21 protein-coding genes and 2 pseudogenes are annotated in these 18,254 nt (G+C 42.3%); 15 read left to right on the forward strand and 8 right to left on the reverse strand.

Going from position 1 to position 18,254, the window contains the following annotated elements; translation table 11 throughout:
- Window positions 1–88: 88 nt before the first annotated feature.
- The 4 genes from MOF34_RS15265 (at window position 89) to exnP (ending at window position 5,201) form a co-directional block, all read left to right on the forward strand.
- A complete protein-coding gene (locus tag MOF34_RS15265; protein WP_268400708.1) occupies window positions 89–3,670 on the forward strand; it encodes a dynamin family protein in 3,582 nt (1,193 codons plus the stop codon).
- A gap of 64 nt (window positions 3,671–3,734) precedes the next feature.
- Window positions 3,735–3,992: a YpbS family protein gene (locus tag MOF34_RS15270; protein WP_268400709.1), complete on the forward strand. Its 258-nt coding sequence runs from the start codon at window positions 3,735–3,737 to the stop codon at window positions 3,990–3,992.
- A gap of 74 nt (window positions 3,993–4,066) precedes the next feature.
- A complete protein-coding gene (locus MOF34_RS15275) occupies window positions 4,067–4,213 on the forward strand; it encodes a hypothetical protein (protein ID WP_003230761.1) in 147 nt (48 codons plus the stop codon).
- Window positions 4,214–4,313: 100 nt separating this feature from the next.
- Entirely contained in the window at window positions 4,314–5,201 is an 888-nt protein-coding gene (gene exnP, locus MOF34_RS15280) for a 5'-3' exonuclease ExnP (protein WP_419901033.1), read from the forward strand.
- A gap of 7 nt (window positions 5,202–5,208) precedes the next feature.
- On the opposite strand, the gene sspL is transcribed toward exnP, so the two are convergent.
- Genes sspL through MOF34_RS15295 form a run of 3 tightly spaced genes read right to left on the reverse strand, consistent with a single transcriptional unit; the run spans window position 5,209 to window position 6,465 of the window.
- Window positions 5,209–5,337 carry a small, acid-soluble spore protein L gene (gene sspL, locus MOF34_RS15285; protein ID WP_003218255.1) on the reverse strand — a complete coding sequence of 43 codons (129 nt, stop codon included), beginning with the start codon at window positions 5,335–5,337 and terminating at the stop codon, window positions 5,209–5,211.
- 40 nt (window positions 5,338–5,377) lie between these two features.
- The gene (locus MOF34_RS15290) at window positions 5,378–5,776 is read right to left on the reverse strand and encodes a reverse transcriptase-like protein (protein ID WP_019714717.1); all 399 of its coding nucleotides are present in this window, start codon (window positions 5,774–5,776) and stop codon (window positions 5,378–5,380) included.
- The gene (locus MOF34_RS15295) at window positions 5,776–6,465 is read right to left on the reverse strand and encodes a queuosine precursor transporter (protein WP_019714716.1); all 690 of its coding nucleotides are present in this window, start codon (window positions 6,463–6,465) and stop codon (window positions 5,776–5,778) included. Before MOF34_RS15295 ends, MOF34_RS15290 begins: the two co-directional genes overlap by 1 nt.
- A gap of 84 nt (window positions 6,466–6,549) precedes the next feature.
- Here MOF34_RS15295 and MOF34_RS15300 point away from each other — a divergent pair, with 84 nt between their 5' ends.
- Both MOF34_RS15300 and MOF34_RS15305 read left to right on the forward strand, forming a co-directional pair.
- Complete coding sequence (locus MOF34_RS15300; protein ID WP_268400811.1) at window positions 6,550–7,230, forward strand: ribonuclease H family protein; 681 nt, start codon at window positions 6,550–6,552, stop codon at window positions 7,228–7,230.
- On the forward strand, window positions 7,223–7,405 hold the full coding sequence (locus MOF34_RS15305) for a zinc-finger domain-containing protein (protein ID WP_004397944.1): 183 nt from the start codon (window positions 7,223–7,225) through the stop codon (window positions 7,403–7,405). The genes MOF34_RS15300 and MOF34_RS15305 overlap by 8 nt, the downstream gene beginning before the upstream one ends.
- Before the next feature lie 30 nt (window positions 7,406–7,435).
- Here the strand turns inward: MOF34_RS15305 and MOF34_RS15310 are convergent, their stop codons facing one another.
- The gene (locus MOF34_RS15310) at window positions 7,436–7,705 is read right to left on the reverse strand and encodes a DUF2564 family protein (protein WP_019714714.1); all 270 of its coding nucleotides are present in this window, start codon (window positions 7,703–7,705) and stop codon (window positions 7,436–7,438) included.
- Window positions 7,706–7,860: 155 nt separating this feature from the next.
- Between MOF34_RS15310 and degR the strand changes: the two genes are divergently transcribed.
- Complete coding sequence (degR, locus tag MOF34_RS15315) at window positions 7,861–8,043, forward strand: transcriptional regulator DegR (RefSeq protein ID WP_003218247.1); 183 nt, start codon at window positions 7,861–7,863, stop codon at window positions 8,041–8,043.
- A 51-nt stretch (window positions 8,044–8,094) separates the two neighbouring features.
- Here the strand turns inward: degR and cspD are convergent, their stop codons facing one another.
- The 4 genes and pseudogenes from cspD to metA all read right to left on the reverse strand — a co-directional run bounded on the left by cspD (window position 8,095) and on the right by metA (window position 10,825).
- Window positions 8,095–8,295 (reverse strand): cold-shock protein CspD, encoded by a 201-nt coding sequence (gene cspD, locus MOF34_RS15320; RefSeq protein ID WP_003153604.1) that lies wholly within the window; start codon window positions 8,293–8,295, stop codon window positions 8,095–8,097.
- Window positions 8,296–8,313: 18 nt separating this feature from the next.
- Window positions 8,314–8,459, reverse strand: a pseudogene (locus MOF34_RS15325) (hypothetical protein); the annotation flags it as partial.
- A gap of 82 nt (window positions 8,460–8,541) precedes the next feature.
- Complete coding sequence (locus MOF34_RS15330) at window positions 8,542–9,690, reverse strand: diglucosyl diacylglycerol synthase (protein WP_019714713.1); 1,149 nt, start codon at window positions 9,688–9,690, stop codon at window positions 8,542–8,544.
- 229 nt (window positions 9,691–9,919) lie between these two features.
- On the reverse strand, window positions 9,920–10,825 hold the full coding sequence (metA, locus tag MOF34_RS15335; protein WP_268400711.1) for a homoserine O-acetyltransferase MetA: 906 nt from the start codon (window positions 10,823–10,825) through the stop codon (window positions 9,920–9,922).
- A 353-nt stretch (window positions 10,826–11,178) separates the two neighbouring features.
- Between metA and MOF34_RS15340 the strand changes: the two genes are divergently transcribed.
- From MOF34_RS15340 to MOF34_RS15375, 8 genes and pseudogenes are all read left to right on the forward strand, one after another.
- Window positions 11,179–11,661: a glutathione peroxidase gene (locus tag MOF34_RS15340; protein ID WP_019714711.1), complete on the forward strand. Its 483-nt coding sequence runs from the start codon at window positions 11,179–11,181 to the stop codon at window positions 11,659–11,661.
- A 12-nt stretch (window positions 11,662–11,673) separates the two neighbouring features.
- Window positions 11,674–12,290: pseudogene (locus tag MOF34_RS15345) on the forward strand (HD domain-containing protein).
- Window positions 12,291–12,349: 59 nt separating this feature from the next.
- Window positions 12,350–13,483: a conserved virulence factor C family protein gene (locus MOF34_RS15350; RefSeq protein WP_268400712.1), complete on the forward strand. Its 1,134-nt coding sequence runs from the start codon at window positions 12,350–12,352 to the stop codon at window positions 13,481–13,483.
- Between the two features lie 292 nt (window positions 13,484–13,775).
- Window positions 13,776–15,452, forward strand: coding sequence for a dihydroxy-acid dehydratase (gene ilvD / locus MOF34_RS15355; protein WP_019714708.1), 1,677 nt, complete (start codon window positions 13,776–13,778; stop codon window positions 15,450–15,452).
- Window positions 15,453–15,557: 105 nt separating this feature from the next.
- A complete protein-coding gene (gene brxA / locus MOF34_RS15360) occupies window positions 15,558–15,992 on the forward strand; it encodes a bacilliredoxin BrxA (RefSeq protein WP_166851562.1) in 435 nt (144 codons plus the stop codon).
- 41 nt (window positions 15,993–16,033) lie between these two features.
- Window positions 16,034–16,819, forward strand: a complete 786-nt coding sequence (locus MOF34_RS15365) for a class I SAM-dependent methyltransferase (protein ID WP_268400714.1) — start codon at window positions 16,034–16,036, stop codon at window positions 16,817–16,819.
- 259 nt (window positions 16,820–17,078) lie between these two features.
- The gene (locus tag MOF34_RS15370) at window positions 17,079–17,693 is read left to right on the forward strand and encodes a YpjP family protein (RefSeq protein ID WP_268400717.1); all 615 of its coding nucleotides are present in this window, start codon (window positions 17,079–17,081) and stop codon (window positions 17,691–17,693) included.
- Between the two features lie 15 nt (window positions 17,694–17,708).
- Window positions 17,709–18,242: a phosphatidylglycerophosphatase A gene (locus MOF34_RS15375; RefSeq protein ID WP_019714705.1), complete on the forward strand. Its 534-nt coding sequence runs from the start codon at window positions 17,709–17,711 to the stop codon at window positions 18,240–18,242.
- The last annotated feature ends 12 nt before the right edge of the window (window positions 18,243–18,254 follow it).

Here is an 18,254-nt window from a genome sequence, read left to right on the forward strand (position 1 = left end):
GCTCATTCTTGTGTAAAATGAAAGAGGAATGTATTCAGATCTTTCGAAAAAGATTCACAATTGATACGGCACAAAGGGGTTCAGATTTATGACAGAACATAGCAGAAAAGAGCTTTTGCACAAAACAGGGGAACTTTATAAGCAATTCATCGAGAATCAAGATGAAGACAGAGCCGCTAAACTGGCTGCAGTCATGAAAAAAGCGGTAGATGAAGAAGTTTATATCGCGTTTACCGGGCATTATTCAGCGGGGAAATCGTCACTGCTGAACTGTCTATTAATGGAGAATATATTGCCGACAAGCCCGATCCCGACAAGCGCTAATCTTGTTGTAATCAGAAACGGGGATAAGCGTGTTCGGCTTCATACAACAGACGGGGCGTGTGCTGAGCTGGCGGGGGCTTACCAGAAAGACAAGGTACAGCAATATTGCAAAGATGGGGAGCAGATTGAAAGCGTTGAAATTTTTGACCAATATACTGAGATCGATTCTGGGGTTGCCTATATTGATACTCCTGGGATTGATTCAACAGATGATGCCCATTTTCTATCTGCGGCGTCTATTCTCAATCAGGTGGATGCGCTTTTTTATGTCGTTCACTATAATCATGTGCACGCTGAGGAAAATGTAAAGTTTCTCAGGTCAATAAAAGAAAGCATTCAGAATGTGTACTTTATCGTCAATCAAATTGACCGCCACGATGAGACGGAGACACAGTTCGAAGACTATAAAGCACAGGTAGAGGAGATGCTTTGCAATGAAGGCATTTCAAAGGAATCACTTTATTTTACGTCAGTGACAGAACCGAACCACCCGTTTAATCAGATTGGGGTCTTGAGAGAAGAGTTAAAAAGAATAGAACAGCTAACAAAAAGCAATTTGCAGGCTTTAACAAAACAAAAAGTCCGTAATCTGCTGAAGGAACATACAGAAATCCTTTTGAAAGACGAAACAGACGGTCCAACCTTTGCCGAACAGCTTGATATTCAAACTGACCTGGTCCAATCGCTGCGTGATCAATTGGATGAGGCGGCAAAACAACCGACTGAGGCAGAAAACACGATGCAGGAAGAAGTCAATCGCATGTTAAAAAACGCCAACCTGACGCCCTTTGAAATGCGTGAGCTGGCAGCTGCATTCCTAGAATCGCGAGAGCCGTCTTTTAAAACTGGTTTTTTCTTTTCTAAAGCAAAAACTGCACAGGAAAGAGATAGAAGAAGGGATGCTTTTTTCTCTGATGTGAAAAACCGAACAGAGGCCGAAGCGGACTGGCACATGATAGACACGTTCCATAAACTCGCCAAGGAATTTGATGTTCATACAGCTGAAAGTGAAAAGCTGATTCAGGCCTATCGCACCCCGCTTGAAATTGACATGATTGAGCATGCTGTCAAGCATGGTGCAGCATTTTCTTCCGAATATGTATTGCAGTATACAAAAGATTTGGCAGAGCTGATTCGCAAAAAGGCGAAAAGAGAAGCGGCAGACATCATAAAGGCGCTTACCGCGATGGTGAAAGAGCGTGTTACCAAAGACTTGCAAGCGATTAATGGCCGTCTCATTCAGGAATCAGAAAAACTCTCACACCTCCAAGAACAGGCCCGTTTAGAAAATAATGCCCGCAAGAAAGCCGATTGCATATGGGCTATTTGGGAAGAGAAGTCCGCATGCCCGATGCATGTAGACAACGACTGGTTTAAAACGAAGAAAAAAACAGTAGCGGCTCCAAAACAGAAACGAAGCCAAGGCCAGCAGACGCAGCAGTCAATGCAGAAACCAGAAATCAAAATGGAGCAAGAATTGCCGCTTCAAAACCAGATTGAACGCTTTCATACGTTGTCTGACCTTTTAGGTGAATACAGCATGTTATCAAAGCAAATTTCAGCTTTTCGGAATAGAATTAAAAGACTTGAGGAACGGAAATTTACACTTGCTCTTTTTGGAGGCTTCAGTTCGGGAAAATCATCATTTGCCAATGCGCTTGTTGGCGAAAAGGTGCTGCCGTCCTCACCAACGCCAACCACAGCCACAATTAACAAAATTACAAAAGCAACCAAAGATAACAGCAACAAAACAGCGGATGTGGTGTTTAAGACAGAGGAAGATATAACGGCTGACATTTTACAGCTCACCGGAATAGAAAAAGAACCTTCAGGCGGTTCTTTCACAGAGAAATGGGAAAAAACAGTCAAAAAAAGCCGGTTGCCGGAAGAACACATCAAATTGATCAGCAACTTCCTGTTTGCATACGAAAAGTATCAGCAATATATACAGGAACAAAAGAAATTAACGATTCCGCTGTCTAAATTAAAGCCATATGTGGCAGAGGAGACAACGGCCTGCGCTGTGAAGGAGGTAACAGTCTATTATACATGCCCACTGACTGAAAAAGGGATTACGATCGTTGATACGCCCGGCGCGAGCAGCATGAATAAACGGCATACAGAGCTGGCGTTCCAATATATTAAAGATGCCGATGCGTTTTTTTATATGACTTATTATCAGCATTCCTTCTCGAAAGGAGACCGTTCATTTTTGCGAAAGCTCGGGCTGGTTAAAGAATCGCTCAGCATGGATAAAATGTTTTTCGTCATTAATGCGGCAGACCTTGCGAAAGATCAAACAGAGCTCGGAACAGTGACCGATTATGTCAACGCAGAGCTTGTAAAAGAAGGAATTCATGAACCGCAGCTCTTTACTGTATCAAGTAAAGAGGAACTGCTGGGCAGTCCGGAATCATTTTATAACCAGTTCCCGAAAGTAAGAAAACGCTTAGACCAGTTTATCGAAGTGGATGTAAAAAAAGCGGCAGCTGCACAGCTTAGTTCCGAAGCAGACAAACTATGCGAAACAGTTTTTCAGCTTCACCAATCCCAACATCAGTCCAGGGAGGAAAAGGAAGCACAGAAAAAGCGCCTTATGCTTTCATTTGAGCGGACTGCAGCCGAGATTGAGAAACGGCGAAACGCAGAAACCATTATTGAGAAAGTAAAAAAAGACACAAAAGAGCAACTTTACCATATTACACAGCGATTATCCTTTTATGCAAATGATTTATTAAAATCGGCATTTCATCCCGGGCTTCAGAACGGCGATTGGAAAAGGAATGTAGGTAAGGCGATGACAACCGCCTTAAAAGAATATCAGTTTGAATATGTTCAGGAAATCAAAACGCTTGATGTTCGCATGAGCGGATTCATTGAGCGGTATATTGCCGAAGAGTGGCTGGAAAGATTTCAAAAAACATTAAACGAGGATGGTTACTTTTCCATTTATACGGGTAATCAGTATTCGAACGGCATACAGCTTAAGGAAGTTGAACCTGAATTTGATGAACGTGCCTTTGAGCAGGAACGAAAAGAGATCAAATCACCGAAGCAGTTTTTTGAACAGAAAGGAAAAATGGCCTTCATCGAAGCTATACGAATGAAACTCACGAAAATCACAGAGGTTTGGGTGAAAAATGAAGAAGAAAGCCTTATCTCTCATTACACAGATCATCTTAGACGTTTACAGGTGGATATGGCTGAAAAAGCAATGGAACAAATAAAGAATCAAAAAGATACGTATTTAGGAGGATATGGGGAAGGGGAACATGCGAAAGAGATTGAAAAGGCATACCAAGCATGCATCTCCTGGCAAAGATCAGACCATACAATCAAAATGTAAAATTCAGTTGGATTGTATGTCAAGTCATGATAGACTAAATAGAAAAAAGTGAGATGAACGATTCATGTCAGAGGTACATAAAGCAATTTCAGCACATTCAGCAAAACAGCATGAGCATATCAAAGCATTTATGCGTCTTGAAAACATGCGTGAAATGGCCATTGAAGAAGCGGTTTCAAAATGCAAAAACGATGAGCCTTTTACTACAGATGCAATTAATGAATGTACCGAGCAGATCAATCAGCTTGCCAAAAAAGGCATCGTCCCGACAAGACGCCTTGTATCAAAAGAAATGGTCAGAGAATACGTAAGCCGTATGTAAGCTGGATGATCCTGTCGCGAGTGAATCTCCTGTCGGAAGCAAATACTATATGTATCCGACGTAAGGGGGGATTCATGTTGGGCAGAACAAAACTGGGAAACAGAAATGCACAGGCCAATAATAATGCCAAAAAGAAAAACGGATTTCAAACCCATTTTGACTCTTACGCAGGACGCGAAGCTGAAAAGCTGATCGCCAGCAACAAAAGACACAACGACTGATGACAGGAAAACAGTATCTCTAATTGAAGAGATGCTGTTTTTTATTTTTGCGCTGCTTTATGGTAAAATAGAAAGAATGAATGAAAAGGGAGTATATCTTATGAATAATAAACTATTGCTAGTTGACGGCATGGCTCTTTTATTCCGGGCGTTTTTTGCCACGGCCGTGCATCGCAACTTTATGATAAATGAGAGCGGGGTGCCGACGAACGGCGTCAACGGATTCTTAAAGCATTTGATTACAGCTGTTGAAACTTTCCAGCCGACACACGTCATCTGCTGCTGGGACATGGGAAGCAAAACGTACCGAAATGACCTGTACCAAGATTATAAAGCGAACCGAAACGCACCGCCTGTGGAGCTGATCCCGCAGTTTGATTTGGCAAAGGAAGCGGCCGCTGAGCTTGGTATCATGAATATCGGCTTTGCCGGGTATGAAGCGGATGATTGTATCGGAACTCTTGCCGCTTTGTTTGCGGATGAAGCGGACATTACGATCGTAACAGGGGATAAAGATTTACTTCAGCTGTTAACGGATAAAGTAAGCGTGGCTCTGCTCCAAAAAGGCATTGGAAATTATAAAGTCTATACAAAAGATACTTTTTATGAAGAAACGGGCGTTTTGCCGAAGGCTTTGATTGATATTAAAGCTCTTATGGGTGATTCCAGTGATAACTATCCCGGCGTCAATGGGATTGGAGAAAAAACGGCCTACAAACTGATTCGGGAATACGAAACGATTGACCGTTTATTAGAAAATCTTTCTCTTCTTCCGAAGGGACAGCAGGGGAAAATTCAGCAAGGGCTGAACGATTTGGAGATGTCGAGGAAACTTGCGGAAATTCATTGTTCTGTACCGTTGGTCTGCACACTGAAAGATGCTCTATTTACCCTGCAGATGGAACAGGCGGCTGACATGCTTCGCCGCCACCAAATTAAAGGAATTGAGCGCATGCTTGAAAAGCTGAACGCTAGAGAGATCGTGTAGATCTTCTCTAGCGTTTTGTATTGCTCTTTTTGGCTCTTTCTTCAAGCTCTGTTTTAGGGTCATTATGTGTATTGCCTTCCAGATCGCCTTGCGGAGTAACACCGCCGGTCAGCCGGCCTTTATCTTTCTTTTTCATGTTTGTTCACCTCATCATTAGGATGACCATTGATCGAGATTTAATTCTTATCATTCAGCCGAATCGCTTCTTTTGCCAGATGATCGGCTTTTTGGTTTTGCTTGCCCGGTATCCATTTGATGAAAAAAAGAGGGAAGGCCGCTTTTAATTGGATGATCTCTTCCACATACGGGTGAAACGCTTTATTTTTAACCATTTCAAACTCAGCGGCCCGTTCCACAATATCTGAATCGGTTCGAAAGGAAACAGATTGGTACCCGCGCTTTGCACATAGCCTCATCCCTTCAATTAATGCAAGAAATTCCGCTTCCTGGTTTGTATGCATTCCGATTGGAATAGAGAAAGATTCTGCTTTTCCTTCATGTTTGATAAAAATGCCGATCCCGGATGGTCCGGGATTACCGGCGCTTGCGCCGTCTACATATATTTCTGTAGGCATTATGAACTCCTTTCATCATTTGGTATCATTTTTTTTGCTGCATAAGCATAAGGCAATGAAATCAAAGATACCGCAAACTTAATCAAATATGTAGAAATAAAAATATGAAGCCAAACGCCTGCGGAATAAATGCCAAAAAAAGCGACAAAAGTGAATATAAATGTGTCAAACAGCTGGCTGACTGCTGTACTGCCGCCGTTTCTGAGCCATAAAAGCCGATCAGAAGGAAATATCCTTCTGATTGCCGAATATACATAAACATCCAGCGTTTGGCTGAAGATAAAGGCAAGCAGACTTCCTAACGCTACTCGTGGAAGGAATCCGAAAATCGTTTCCAGCGCTGTTTGTGATATGTCACTGGAAGCCGGTTCGAAAAGCAACACGCCTTGCATGACAAATGTCAGCGTCAGGAGCGTTGAGAATCCCAGCCATACTGCTTTTTTGGCTTCAGCTGGTCCGTATTTTTCATTCAGCACATCTGTCGCAAAAAAGATTGTGCCGTACATCACATTCCCGAGCGTTGCTGTTAAGCCATACAGTTCGACTGTTTTTACGACTTGAAGGTTGGCACAGACTGTCGCAAAACCGATCCAAACAAATAGTCCCATTTTGCCAAATCCTTTATAAAATAAAAGAACAATGATAAAATGAATGATCGCAAAAATGATCCAAAATGAATTATTAAACAAAATGAAAATGCTTCCTTTCCGGGTTAGGAGATTGGTTTGATTATAGCACAAGCCCGGCAACTAATGAATGGTAAGGTGATTGTAATGAAGCTCAGACCGCATATGAAAATAGAAGCGAAAGGGACGGGATCGGTCTCATTTTTGGGAGAAGACTGGCTGACAGCACAGCAAGCGCGGATGCTCGCCAGAGAGTTTGGCCGTTTTCCATACATGAAAGAACTCTTGTTTGAAGACGAGAAAGGCGGCAGCTGGTCGCTGAAGGAATTGGAAAAGCTGACAGAGGAGCTTGCTCAGGAGCCTGATGACATTACTGTTTATTTTGATGGCAGTTTCGATAAGGAGAGTGAACTGGCCGGACTCGGAATCGTCATTTATTATTCATTGGGAGGAATCCGGCATCGTTTGAGAAAAAATAAAAGCTTTCGGCTGAAAACCAATAATGAAGCTGAATACGCGGCGCTGTATGAAGCAATAAGAGAAGTTAGAGAGCTTGGGGCAAGCAGAAATTCAATCACGATCAAAGGAGACTCCCTTGTTGTGCTGAATCAGCTTGACGGCAGCTGGCCTTGCTATGATCCGTCTCATAATGAATGGCTGGACAAAATAGAAGCACTCCTTGAATCGCTGAAGCTTACTCCAACCTACGAAACCATACAGCGGAAAGACAACCAGGAAGCTGACGGGCTCGCTAAAAAAATTCTATCCCATCAATTTGTAGAAAGCCACACGAAATTAGACCGTAACGGAGATGACGATCTTGGATAAGAAAATGATCTTTAAAGAACTGACAGAACTGCACGATGAATATTGCAAGGACTGTTTTATTAAGAAGCAGTTTCGCAAGGAATTTGGCAAAACCTATGCGCATTCATTTTGTATTAATAAATGTACGGTTGGTGAAAAGCTGAAAGCATACGGAGATGTCTTAACCAATCACTAAAGAATAAAAAACCGCAGAAGCTGCGGTTTTTTATTCTTTAAATTCATCAAGCTGATGCTGGCTGTCATCCAGCAGCTGCTGTTGCTGCTGGACAAATTCAGGATCATCGAGAGCTGCCAGCTCTTCAGATTGTGACAGTTCTCTTGCATCCTCAATGGCTTGGTATGCGGAATCGACCAATGTTGTGCTTTGGCCTCTCGTTGCGGCTCCTGTCGTTTTCTGCGCTGTTTCCACCGCCAGTTCCAGCTGCCGCTTATCCGTAAAGCCAGTCTGATCCTCATCATGAAATTCTAAACTCACAACAAACACCTCCGCAATTATTTTGCAGAGTTTTTTTAAAATTTATGTACTAAAATAGAAAATAAAATGAAAATAAGCCGATATAACTATTGAACCAGAATAAATAGGACTGTTTTACTATTTTAGGTATCTTGGCAGAGAAGGGGAACGCAGCTATGGATGATAAAGACTTGAAGTCGATCCTTCACAAAACATTTATAGAAATATACAGTGATTTAGAAGAACTGGCGGATATTGCGAAAAAAGGGAAGCCATCAATGGAAAAACATGTTGAAGAGATTGAACAGAGGTGTAAACAAAATATTTTGGCGATTGAAATCCAGATGAAAATCAAATAGGAGAGGCAAATGCCTCTCCTCTATTTGTCATCTCATCATCATGTATTGAGTTTAGAGTTTTACAACATTAGAAGCTTGAGGTCCACGATTACCTTCGACAATTTCAAAAGAAACTTCTTGTCCTTCTTCTAATGATTTGTATCCTTCTCCTTCGATAGCTGTGAAGTGAACAAATACATCGTCTCCGCCTTCAACTTCAATGAAGCCGAATCCTTTTTCGTTGTTGAACCATTTTACTTTACCGTTTTGCATATTGCTTAATTCCTCCCAGTACTGTAGCACCTGTGTGCTAAAAAAAATTTTGTCATCATTTAACGCTGATTCATTGTTAAATGATGGTTCAACTATACACCATCTGGGAGCACGCGTCAAGTTTCGAAACTGCTTATTTTCAAAAGAAGAAGAGCAAGTTTCACAAAAAAAATGTAACCGCTTTTAAAAATAGATAAATTTAAATTAAAAGAGCACACGAAAATCGTATGCTCTCCAAAAACATCATTAAGATAGCGCTCTGGTTTTTTGTTTGGCCGTCATCATTTCTGATTCCTTCAGGATATCCTCTAAAATCACTTCAGATGAGTTTGCTAAATGAAGATCCTTAATGTTTTTCTTCATACGCTGTAACGTATCTTCATCCGCGAGAAGGGAAGTGACTGACTCGAGAATTTCTTCATGACGGTTCACGACGATCGCAGCTCCGCGATCTTCAAAGAAGTTTGCATTTTCTTTTTCCTGGCCAGGCACGGGTTTGTACAGAATGACAGGCACACCGATAGCAGTTGCTTCTGTCAAAGTAATGCCTCCAGGTTTTGTTATCATGCAATCTGTGATCCGGAACAGCTCATCAATGCGTTCCACATAGCCAAGAACTTTTAATTTGTCACCGTTCTCTGCTTCAAGCGCACTTAAAGATTCTTTTAAAGCCGTGTTTCTTCCACACACCACGATCACTTGCACATGGTCATCTTTGACAAGGTTTTCACACAGCTCTTTTACATTCTTTAATACACCGTGGGCGCCTGCCATGATCAGAAGCACTTTTTTGTTTGGTGAAAGATTATACTTTTTATATATCGGTTCCACTGGCATAGATTCTTCAAATTGCGGCCTGATTGGAATACCGGTGATTTTTACATTGCTTGGATGAGTGCCAATCTCCAGCAGTTTTTCCTTCACATAATCTGTTGCCACATAATATTTATCCACGTTTTCGTGAACCCAAATTTTATGAAGGCAAAAATCAGTCATGACGTTGAAAGTAGGGATGACTCTCCCTGTTCGGCGTCTGTATTCCGGCACGACGATCATCGGAAATGTATTAATAATAATATCGGGCTGATGTTCATCGACAAGTTCGCCCAATCGTTTATTGCCCATTTTAAAGTAAATATTAAATTTACGTTTATTATAGATTTTGTCAACTCCGTAATAAAACAAACGATAAAACTGTTTCCCGATTGAGAAGCTTTTTAAATAAAGGTACTGAGTTACCTCTGAAACAATCGGATTTGACTCTTGGTACAAATTAGAAACTGTTACATGCTGAAAGCCGAGACGTACACATTGCTCATAAAGCGTTTTGGCTACCTGCACATGTCCATTTCCGTAATTTGCAGTCAAAATTAACACTCTTTTATTGGTATTCAAGTAAATTCACCTCAATGTAATCAACAACAAGCAAGCTTCATGCATCGTAAGGAGTTATTGTCTATACATAAACATAACACAAATACATAATCGAATTATTAATGCAGTGAAAAAATTAAGCTAATTTTAAAAGATTTGGATTCCATTATTTTTAATTTTTGTTATACGCATACTGAATCAGATGTATTTTATCATATTTTTTGCTCAGCGTATCACTAAAAAAGAAAAATTAGTCCCATTCATAAGGAGTTTCTTGGTAAACGTAATAATTCAGCCAGTTCATAAACAATAATGTCGCATGCGCTTTCCAGCGATTCACAGGCTCTTTGCTGTCTTCTGCAAAATAATGTTTAGGCGGCTCGACAGTAGAAAGGTTTCGTTCAAGATCCCTTTCATACTCTTGAAGAAGCGTATTTGTATCATATTCAGGGTGCCCTGTTAAAAAGACTTGTTTTTCGTCTTTAGACACAATTAAGCAAACCCCAGCTTCCTTCGATGCGGTAAGAATATTTAACTCGGACACTGCTTGAAGCTGCTCCATATTTATATTTGTATGCCGGGAATGCGGCACGTAGTATAGCTCGTCAAAACCTCTTACCAATCTTTCGTGTTTTGCAAGAACTGTATGTTCGAACACACCGAAAATTTTTTTCGGCGTTTGAATTTTTTCAACTCCGTAATGGTAATACAAACCTGCTTGAGCGCCCCAACAAATATGCAAGGTTGAAGTGACGTTTGTTTTGCTCCACTCCATGATCTCTTTGAGCTCCTCCCAATATGAAACATCTTCAAACGCCAAATGCTCGATCGGCGCACCGGTGATAATCATGCCGTCAAACTTCTTGTGACGGATATTGGAAAAAGTCGTGTAAAATTCGTCAAGGTGTTCTCTTGCAGTATTTTTCGGCGTGTGTGTGCTTGGGATTAAAAATGTAAAATGAACCTGTAAAGGAGAATTTCCAAGCAATCTGAGAAGTTGAGTCTCTGTTTGGATTTTTTTCGGCATCAAATTCAATATGATAATTTTTTGCGGCCGGATATCCTGATGAAATGCTCTGCTTTCATCCATTACAAATATATGTTCACTCTCAAGCACCTGTTTTGCCGGCAGGTGTGTTGGTATATTAATAGGCAACGTGCCACCCCCATCATTTCCCCGTTGATTTTCTTCATTATAGGAATTTTCACGCCAATTTTCAATCTATCTATAAGTGTTGAGGGAGAAACAACAGAAAACTCTTTAAATAAAACGCATAGATACGCCTTTTGGTTTCACAGTGAAATGATTTTCCATGATGTATCTCAGAAGGGGATTGTATTGTTTTATAGAATGATAAGATAAAAAATGAGCGACAAAAATTATAATGAGTAGATGCTCACCACTTATGTGATACATTTTTTAAGAGTTCTGATAAATGATGTTTGCATTTTGAATTGAGGTATAAAAAAGGTAAAATAATCAGCAGCAGGGACATAGGAGGGACTTACATGTCTATATATGATATGAGAGTACGTACAATAACAGGGAAAGACATGACACTTCAGCCTTTTGCCGGAAAGGTACTGATGATCGTGAATACAGCGAGTAAATGTGGGTTTACTCCCCAATTGAAGCAGCTTCAAGAATTATATGATACATATCAGCAGGAGGGCTTGGAGATCTTAGGGTTCCCCTGCAATCAATTTATGAATCAAGAGCCTGGTGATGAGGCAGACATACAGGATTTTTGCGAAACAAATTACGGTGTTACGTTTCCTATGTTTTCAAAAGTAGAAGTAAATGGAAAAAATGCACATCCGCTGTTTGTGTATTTGACTGAGCACGCGAAAGGAATGCTGGGAACTAAGGCAATCAAGTGGAATTTCACGAAGTTTATAGTGGACAGAAATGGAGAAATCGCTGGGCGCTATTCACCAAATACAAATCCGAAAGAGCTGGAAGACGTTATCATGGAGCTATTAGGGCAATAAAGAGGTGTTTTTATGCAGGAATTGAAGCAGTCAGACCAAATCAGGACATGGGTGCAATCTGTCTTAAAAGGCGAAAGTTCTGGACATGATTGGCTACATGTATCAAGAGTTGCAGATATTGCTGTGTATATTGGAGAAAAGGAAGACGCGAATTTGTTCATCGTTGAAACTGCGGCGTTGGTTCATGATTTAATTGATGTCAAACTTCCTGATACGGTCAGGCTTTCTTTGAGCGAAGTAAATGATCAGCTTGTTACTTTCGGAATTAGAAAAGAGGATGCTGACAGAGTGATTGACATCATCACAAAGATGTCCTTTCGGGACAGGGAGAAGCTTGAGGGGGCGCCGCTCTCCATTGAGGGAAAGGTCGTACAGGACGCTGACAGGCTTGATGCGATCGGTGCAGTCGGTATTGCCAGAGCTTTTATGTTTGCAGGCGCAAAAGGGCACGGCCTTTATGGAGATGATCAAAGCGCCTACGAACATTTTTTTCATAAGCTGCTGCGGCTGAAAGATATGATGAATACAGACACCGCACGGGAACTGGCAGAAGAAAGACACAATTTTATGCTTCAGTTTATCCATCAATTAGAAAAAGACATCCCGGTATTGATGCCAAAACGTCGTAATAGAAGGCATGGGGCGACTATGATAGAATAAGTCACAGATATGCTATAGGAGGACAATCATGAAGATAAAATCAATTGAACCTACGCCAAGCCCGAATACAATGAAGGTTATCTTAACAGAAGAGCTTCCGGCGGGAAAAAGCAATAACTATAAACCGGATCAAGCAGAAGGCGCACCGCTTGTTATATCTGAAATCCTTAAAATTGAAGGGGTTAAAGGAGTATACCACGTTGCTGACTTTCTTGCTGTTGAACGGAACGCAAGATACGACTGGAAAGACATTTTACCGCAAGTCCGCACTGCATTTGGGATGGAAAGTGCTGAAAGCGCGGAAGGAAACCGCAAAGATCAAGAGTCTTTTGGAGAGGTAAAAGTTTTTGTGCAGATGTTCAGCGGCATTCCTATGCAGGTCAAATTGACGGATGGAGAGCGGGAAGAGCGCTTCGGTTTACCTGAACGCTTTCAGCAGGCGATCTTAAAACTCAGATCTGAAGCCTCAAATGTTGTGTTTGAGCGGGCCTGGAAAGAACAAGGCGTTAGATTCGGCGACTTTAATGAAATTGGTCATGACGTGACAGAAGAGCTTCAGGCCGCATACAGTGATGAACGTTTGAAACGGCTGACAGAAGCAGCCGCTCAAGGAAAGGGCGAAGCAAAACAAGCTTTACAACGCAAAGCGTATAAAGTAACGCTCGACATGCTGGATGATGAGGACTGGAAAAAGCGTTATGCACATCTGGAACAGATGGATCCGAAAGAGGAGGATATCCCGGTTTTACAGAAGGCATTAGATGATCCCAAGGTGTCCATCAGAAGACAGGCAGTTGTATACTTAGGAATGATTGAAACACCTGATGTTCTTCCTCTATTATATAAAGCACTTGAGGACAAAGCTGTCTCAGTCAGAAGAACGGCTGGAGACTGCCTGTCAGATATCGGCGACCCTCAAGCCATTCCTGCTATGATCAAGTCGTTAAGCGACTCCAGCAAGCTTGTCCGCTGGCGTGCGGCTATGTTCCTGTACGAGGTCGGCGATGAAAGTGCAATTGAAGCTTTGCGCGCTGCCGAAGACGATCCGGAATTTGAGGTCAGCCTTCAAGTGAAAATGGCGCTTGAACGTATTGAGCATGGAGAAGAAGCAAAAGGTTCTGTTTGGAAGCAAATGACAGAGAGTAGAAAAAAAGGTGAATAAAACCAAGAAAAGGGTGCAGCTCATGCACCTTTTTTATGTGAATTCACTTTTTATAAAAATTATTTCGAATATTGTTGAAAAATGATTAAAAACTATATATAGTAAGTAACAATATTAATAGTTGGAGGGTTCAGATCGACAGAATGTTATATAAATATAAAAAAACATAAGAGAAACAATCCAGGGGAGGGCGGCCTGTATTTGATCTTTTTGCAAAAACAGCCCAAAAATAAACTGAAAATTGTTAAAATAAAAATCAATCCAACAATTCAAAGTGTTTAGGAGGATCACCATGGCAGAATTACGCAGTAACATGATCACACAAGGAATCGACAGAGCTCCGCACCGCAGTTTGCTTCGAGCAGCAGGTGTAAAAGAAGAGGATTTCGGCAAGCCGTTTATTGCGGTTTGTAATTCATACATTGATATCGTTCCCGGTCATGTTCACTTGCAGGAGTTTGGGAAAATCGTAAAAGAAGCAATTAGAGAAGCTGGGGGCGTACCGTTTGAATTTAATACCATCGGAGTAGATGATGGCATCGCGATGGGGCATATCGGTATGAGATATTCATTGCCGAGCCGTGAAATCATCGCTGACTCTGTGGAAACGGTTGTATCCGCACACTGGTTTGACGGAATGGTCTGTATACCGAACTGCGACAAAATCACACCGGGAATGCTCATGGCGGCAATGCGCATCAACATTCCGACGATTTTTGTCAGCGGCGGGCCGATGGCGGCAGGAAGAACAAGTGACGGACGGAAAATCTCTCTTTCCTCAGTATTCGAAGGGGTAGGCGCTTACCAAGCAGGAAAAATCAACGAAAACGAGCTTCAAGAATTAGAGCAGTTCGGATGTCCAACATGTGGGTCTTGCTCTGGCATGTTTACGGCGAATTCAATGAACTGCCTGTCCGAAGCACTTGGACTTGCTTTGCCGGGTAACGGAACCATTCTCGCGACATCACCGGAACGCAAAGAGTTTGTCAGAAAGTCGGCTACGCAATTAATGGAAACCATTCGCAAAGATATCAAACCGCGTGATATCGTCACTGTAAAAGCGATTGATAACGCATTTGCACTCGATATGGCGCTCGGCGGTTCAACAAATACCGTTCTTCATACGCTTGCCCTTGCAAACGAGGCCGGCGTTGAATACTCTTTAGAACGCATTAACGAAGTCGCTGAGCGCGTACCGCACTTGGCCAAGCTGGCGCCTGCATCTGATGTGTTTATTGAAGATCTTCATGAAGCGGGCGGTGTGTCAGCGGCACTGAATGAGCTTTCCAAGAAAGAAGGAGCGCTTCATTTGGACGCGCTGACTGTTACAGGAAAGACACTTGGAGAAACCATTGCTGGACATGAAGTAAAGGATTATGACGTCATCCATCCGCTGGATCAACCATTCACTGAAAAGGGCGGACTTGCTGTTTTATTCGGTAATCTGGCTCCAGACGGCGCTATCATTAAAACAGGCGGCGTACAAAACGGTATCACAAGACACGAAGGGCCGGCTGTCGTATTTGATTCTCAGGATGAGGCACTTGATGGCATTATCAACCGGAAAGTAAAAGAAGGCGACGTTGTCATCATCCGATACGAAGGACCAAAAGGCGGTCCTGGCATGCCGGAAATGCTTGCGCCTACATCCCAAATCGTCGGAATGGGACTTGGCCCAAAAGTGGCATTGATTACAGACGGACGTTTTTCCGGAGCCTCCCGAGGTCTCTCAATCGGTCACGTATCACCAGAGGCCGCAGAGGGAGGACCGCTTGCCTTTGTTGAAAACGGAGACCATATCATCGTTGATATTGAAAAACGCATTTTGGATGTACAAGTGCCTGAAGAAGAATGGGAAAAACGAAAAGCCAACTGGAAAGGGTTTGAACCGAAAGTGAAAACCGGCTACTTGGCACGTTATTCTAAACTTGTGACAAGCGCCAACACCGGCGGTATCATGAAAATCTAGACAACGGGGAACTCTTTCTTCTATTTTAAGGCGTGAACATTTGAAATCCGGCCCTCTCTATAGTATCCTTACTTCAGATGAAGGATAATAGAGGGGGCTTTTTTTATGTCAATGGCTTATGAAGAATACATGCGCCAGCTTGTCGTACCGATGCGCCGTGAACTGACTGGGGCAGGTTTTGATGAATTAACAACAGCGGAAGAAGTAGAAAACTTTATGGAAAAGGCAGAGGGCACAACACTTGTAGTCGTTAACTCTGTGTGCGGGTGTGCGGCAGGCCTTGCGCGTCCTGCGGCAACACAGGCAGTCCTCCAGAATGACAAAACACCTGACAATACGGTGACTGTATTTGCGGGCCAAGATAAAGAAGCTACTGCAAAAATGCGTGAGTATTTTACTGGCCAGGAGCCTTCTTCACCATCAATGGCTCTTTTGAAAGGCAAAGAAGTCGTACATTTTATTCCACGTCATGAAATTGAAGGACATGATATGGAAGAGATTATGAAAAATTTGACCGCTGCCTTTGATGCACACTGCTAAATGCCCGTTTTCCGGGCATTTTCTTTTTAGGAGTACTGAAGATGATAACAACAAGCTATAGACCGTCTGAACATACCATAAAAACCGCAAAGAAGCTTTCAAAAGAGCTGAATATGCCATTTTGCGGCCGAAATAAACAAACGGTTGAAAACCTGCTGAAGTCAGCTGAACGTGATTTGCTAGTGGTCGGCAAAGAACGGTTTGAACTTTATACGAAACAAGGTGCAAAATTCTTTTTTCACCCGAATACAGCGATGTTCAGAGCTAAACGCTTCATACGGGGGGAGCAGGAGCCGATGCTTCGGGCAGCTGGTTTATCGGAAGGGGACACATTTTTAGATTGCACACTCGGACTAGGTTCGGACACCATTATCGCAAGTATTGCAGTAGGCAAAACGGGTTCTGTGATTGGGATTGAAAAAAACCATCTTGTGTCCGTTCTCGTGAGGACGGGACTGCAATCATGGGAAACGGGCATAGAAGAGCTTCAGGCTGCAATGAGAAGAATTCAAGTGAAGAATGGTGATTGCTTTGAATACATCAAGCAGCTTCCTGACAACTCTGTTGATGTGGTTTATTTTGATCCAATGTTTCATGAGCCTGTAGAGACGTCTGACGGTATCGCGCCTTTACGGGATTTGGCAGAGGACTCAGTTTTGGATGAAGGGTGTATCAAAGAAGCGGTGCGCGCTGCCAGAAAGAGTGTTGTGCTAAAAGACCACTGGAAAAGCCCGCGATTTGAACAGTTTGGTTTTAACGTCATGAAAAGAAAAACAGCATTGTTTCATTATGGCGTTATTCAAGCCGCAAGCAAAACAAGCCCGTGATTGATATCACGGGCTTTCTGTTAATCGGTGACTTCCATGACGACAAAGTATAACAATGTTAAGAGTGAAACTGTGGCAAACAGAGCGTCAATCATGCGGAAAGCCTCCTTTCATAGAATATTGTAAGCGTTATTACACAAACCGCAAAGCAACGAATCTCCTAATTTGCATATCAGTTTCATATCATACATGACTTGCATGTTTCGGTTGTGCTAAAATAAGAGAAATATGACAATAAAATAGAGAGGAATAAGCAGTCATGAAATTGTGGATGAGAAAGACTCTTGTAGTTTTATTTACCATTGTAACCTTCGGGCTCGTATCTCCTCCGGCTGCTCTTATGGCGGACAAGCCCTCCGGACAGCCGAGCAGTCTTGAGCAGAATGATTACACCGCTTTTTATGATGAGCATGATCTGTACGATGATAATGAGTTGGAAGACAGGCAAGACCCTGAACTGCTTTTTCAATCGTACAAGGAACAGCTCCTCGATAGTGCTGAGGATCAGTCCTTTTTGAAATTCGGCAGCAAAATCGCTCCGGTCATTGAGGATGACTATCGGAAAGAGATCCTGCCGCAAATTGAAAACGTGATTAGTGATTATTTAGCAACATTGCAAGATGATGAGGCGTATCAAGATGTCGTAATTTCCAGCATGCCTTCAGCGGGCAAAAAGGAAAAAATGTTCAACGTTTACAATCGGACGACTGGAGAAGATCTCATCAGATTTCATGTGCGAAGAGACCACCCGCCTCACGACGGCTACTGGTTTAATTTTCACTATCATACAGCAGAAGATGGATTTCAATCACATCATGAGCTTGGGAGCATTTATTGGGACCGCAACACGCCTCCCAACTGGATGAGTGCGTAAAGGAGATGCCATGACATGAGGAAGTACACAATGAATGAAATGGTCGATATAACAAAAGATATGCTAAATAAACGGGGTGTTATGATAGAAGATATTGCGCGGATTGTTCAAAAACTTCAGGAAAAATACAATCCAAATCTTCCGCTCAGTGTATGTATGGAGAACGTAGATAAGGTGCTGAACAAACGTGAAATTATTCATGCTGTTTTAACAGGTCTTGCGCTTGATCAGCTCGCTGAGCAGAAACTTCTTCCGGAACCGCTGCAGCACCTTGTCGAAACGGATGAACCGCTTTATGGCATAGATGAAATTATCCCTCTTTCTATCGTTAATGTGTACGGATCGATAGGCTTGACCAACTTCGGTTATTTGGATAAAGAGAAGATTGGAATCATTAAGGAACTTGATGAAAGTACAGACGGTATTCATACCTTTTTGGATGATATTGTGGCAGCCCTTGCGGCAGCAGCGGCGAGCAGAATTGCTCATACGCATCAGGATCTGCAAGACGAAGAAAAAGAACAGGATGAAAAACCTGTCATCAGCTGACAATAAAAAAAT

Source organism: Bacillus sp. T17B1, from assembly GCF_026796395.1.
In the GTDB taxonomy this organism is placed as follows: Bacteria; Bacillota; Bacilli; order Bacillales; family Bacillaceae; genus Bacillus; species Bacillus spizizenii_A.

Excerpts from the sequence above, each read along its gene's own strand:
- degR (WP_003218247.1), top strand. The coding sequence starts at position 7,861 with ATGGATGATAAAGACTTGAAGTCGATCCTTCACAAAACATTTATAGAA.
- sspL (WP_003218255.1), bottom strand. The coding sequence starts at position 5,337 with ATGAAAAAGAAAGATAAAGGCCGGCTGACCGGCGGTGTTACTCCGCAA.
- MOF34_RS15290 (WP_019714717.1), bottom strand. The coding sequence starts at position 5,776 with ATGCCTACAGAAATATATGTAGACGGCGCAAGCGCCGGTAATCCCGGA.
- MOF34_RS15350 (WP_268400712.1), top strand. The coding sequence starts at position 12,350 with ATGAAGATAAAATCAATTGAACCTACGCCAAGCCCGAATACAATGAAG.
- MOF34_RS15375 (WP_019714705.1), top strand. The coding sequence starts at position 17,709 with ATGAGGAAGTACACAATGAATGAAATGGTCGATATAACAAAAGATATG.
- MOF34_RS15340 (WP_019714711.1), top strand. The coding sequence starts at position 11,179 with ATGTCTATATATGATATGAGAGTACGTACAATAACAGGGAAAGACATG.
- MOF34_RS15265 (WP_268400708.1), top strand. The coding sequence starts at position 89 with ATGACAGAACATAGCAGAAAAGAGCTTTTGCACAAAACAGGGGAACTT.
- exnP (WP_419901033.1), top strand. The coding sequence starts at position 4,314 with ATGAATAATAAACTATTGCTAGTTGACGGCATGGCTCTTTTATTCCGG.
- MOF34_RS15370 (WP_268400717.1), top strand. The coding sequence starts at position 17,079 with ATGAAATTGTGGATGAGAAAGACTCTTGTAGTTTTATTTACCATTGTA.
- MOF34_RS15275 (WP_003230761.1), top strand. The coding sequence starts at position 4,067 with ATGTTGGGCAGAACAAAACTGGGAAACAGAAATGCACAGGCCAATAAT.
- MOF34_RS15270 (WP_268400709.1), top strand. The coding sequence starts at position 3,735 with ATGTCAGAGGTACATAAAGCAATTTCAGCACATTCAGCAAAACAGCAT.
- brxA (WP_166851562.1), top strand. The coding sequence starts at position 15,558 with ATGTCAATGGCTTATGAAGAATACATGCGCCAGCTTGTCGTACCGATG.
- ilvD (WP_019714708.1), top strand. The coding sequence starts at position 13,776 with ATGGCAGAATTACGCAGTAACATGATCACACAAGGAATCGACAGAGCT.
- cspD (WP_003153604.1), bottom strand. The coding sequence starts at position 8,295 with ATGCAAAACGGTAAAGTAAAATGGTTCAACAACGAAAAAGGATTCGGC.
- MOF34_RS15365 (WP_268400714.1), top strand. The coding sequence starts at position 16,034 with ATGATAACAACAAGCTATAGACCGTCTGAACATACCATAAAAACCGCA.
- MOF34_RS15300 (WP_268400811.1), top strand. The coding sequence starts at position 6,550 with ATGAAGCTCAGACCGCATATGAAAATAGAAGCGAAAGGGACGGGATCG.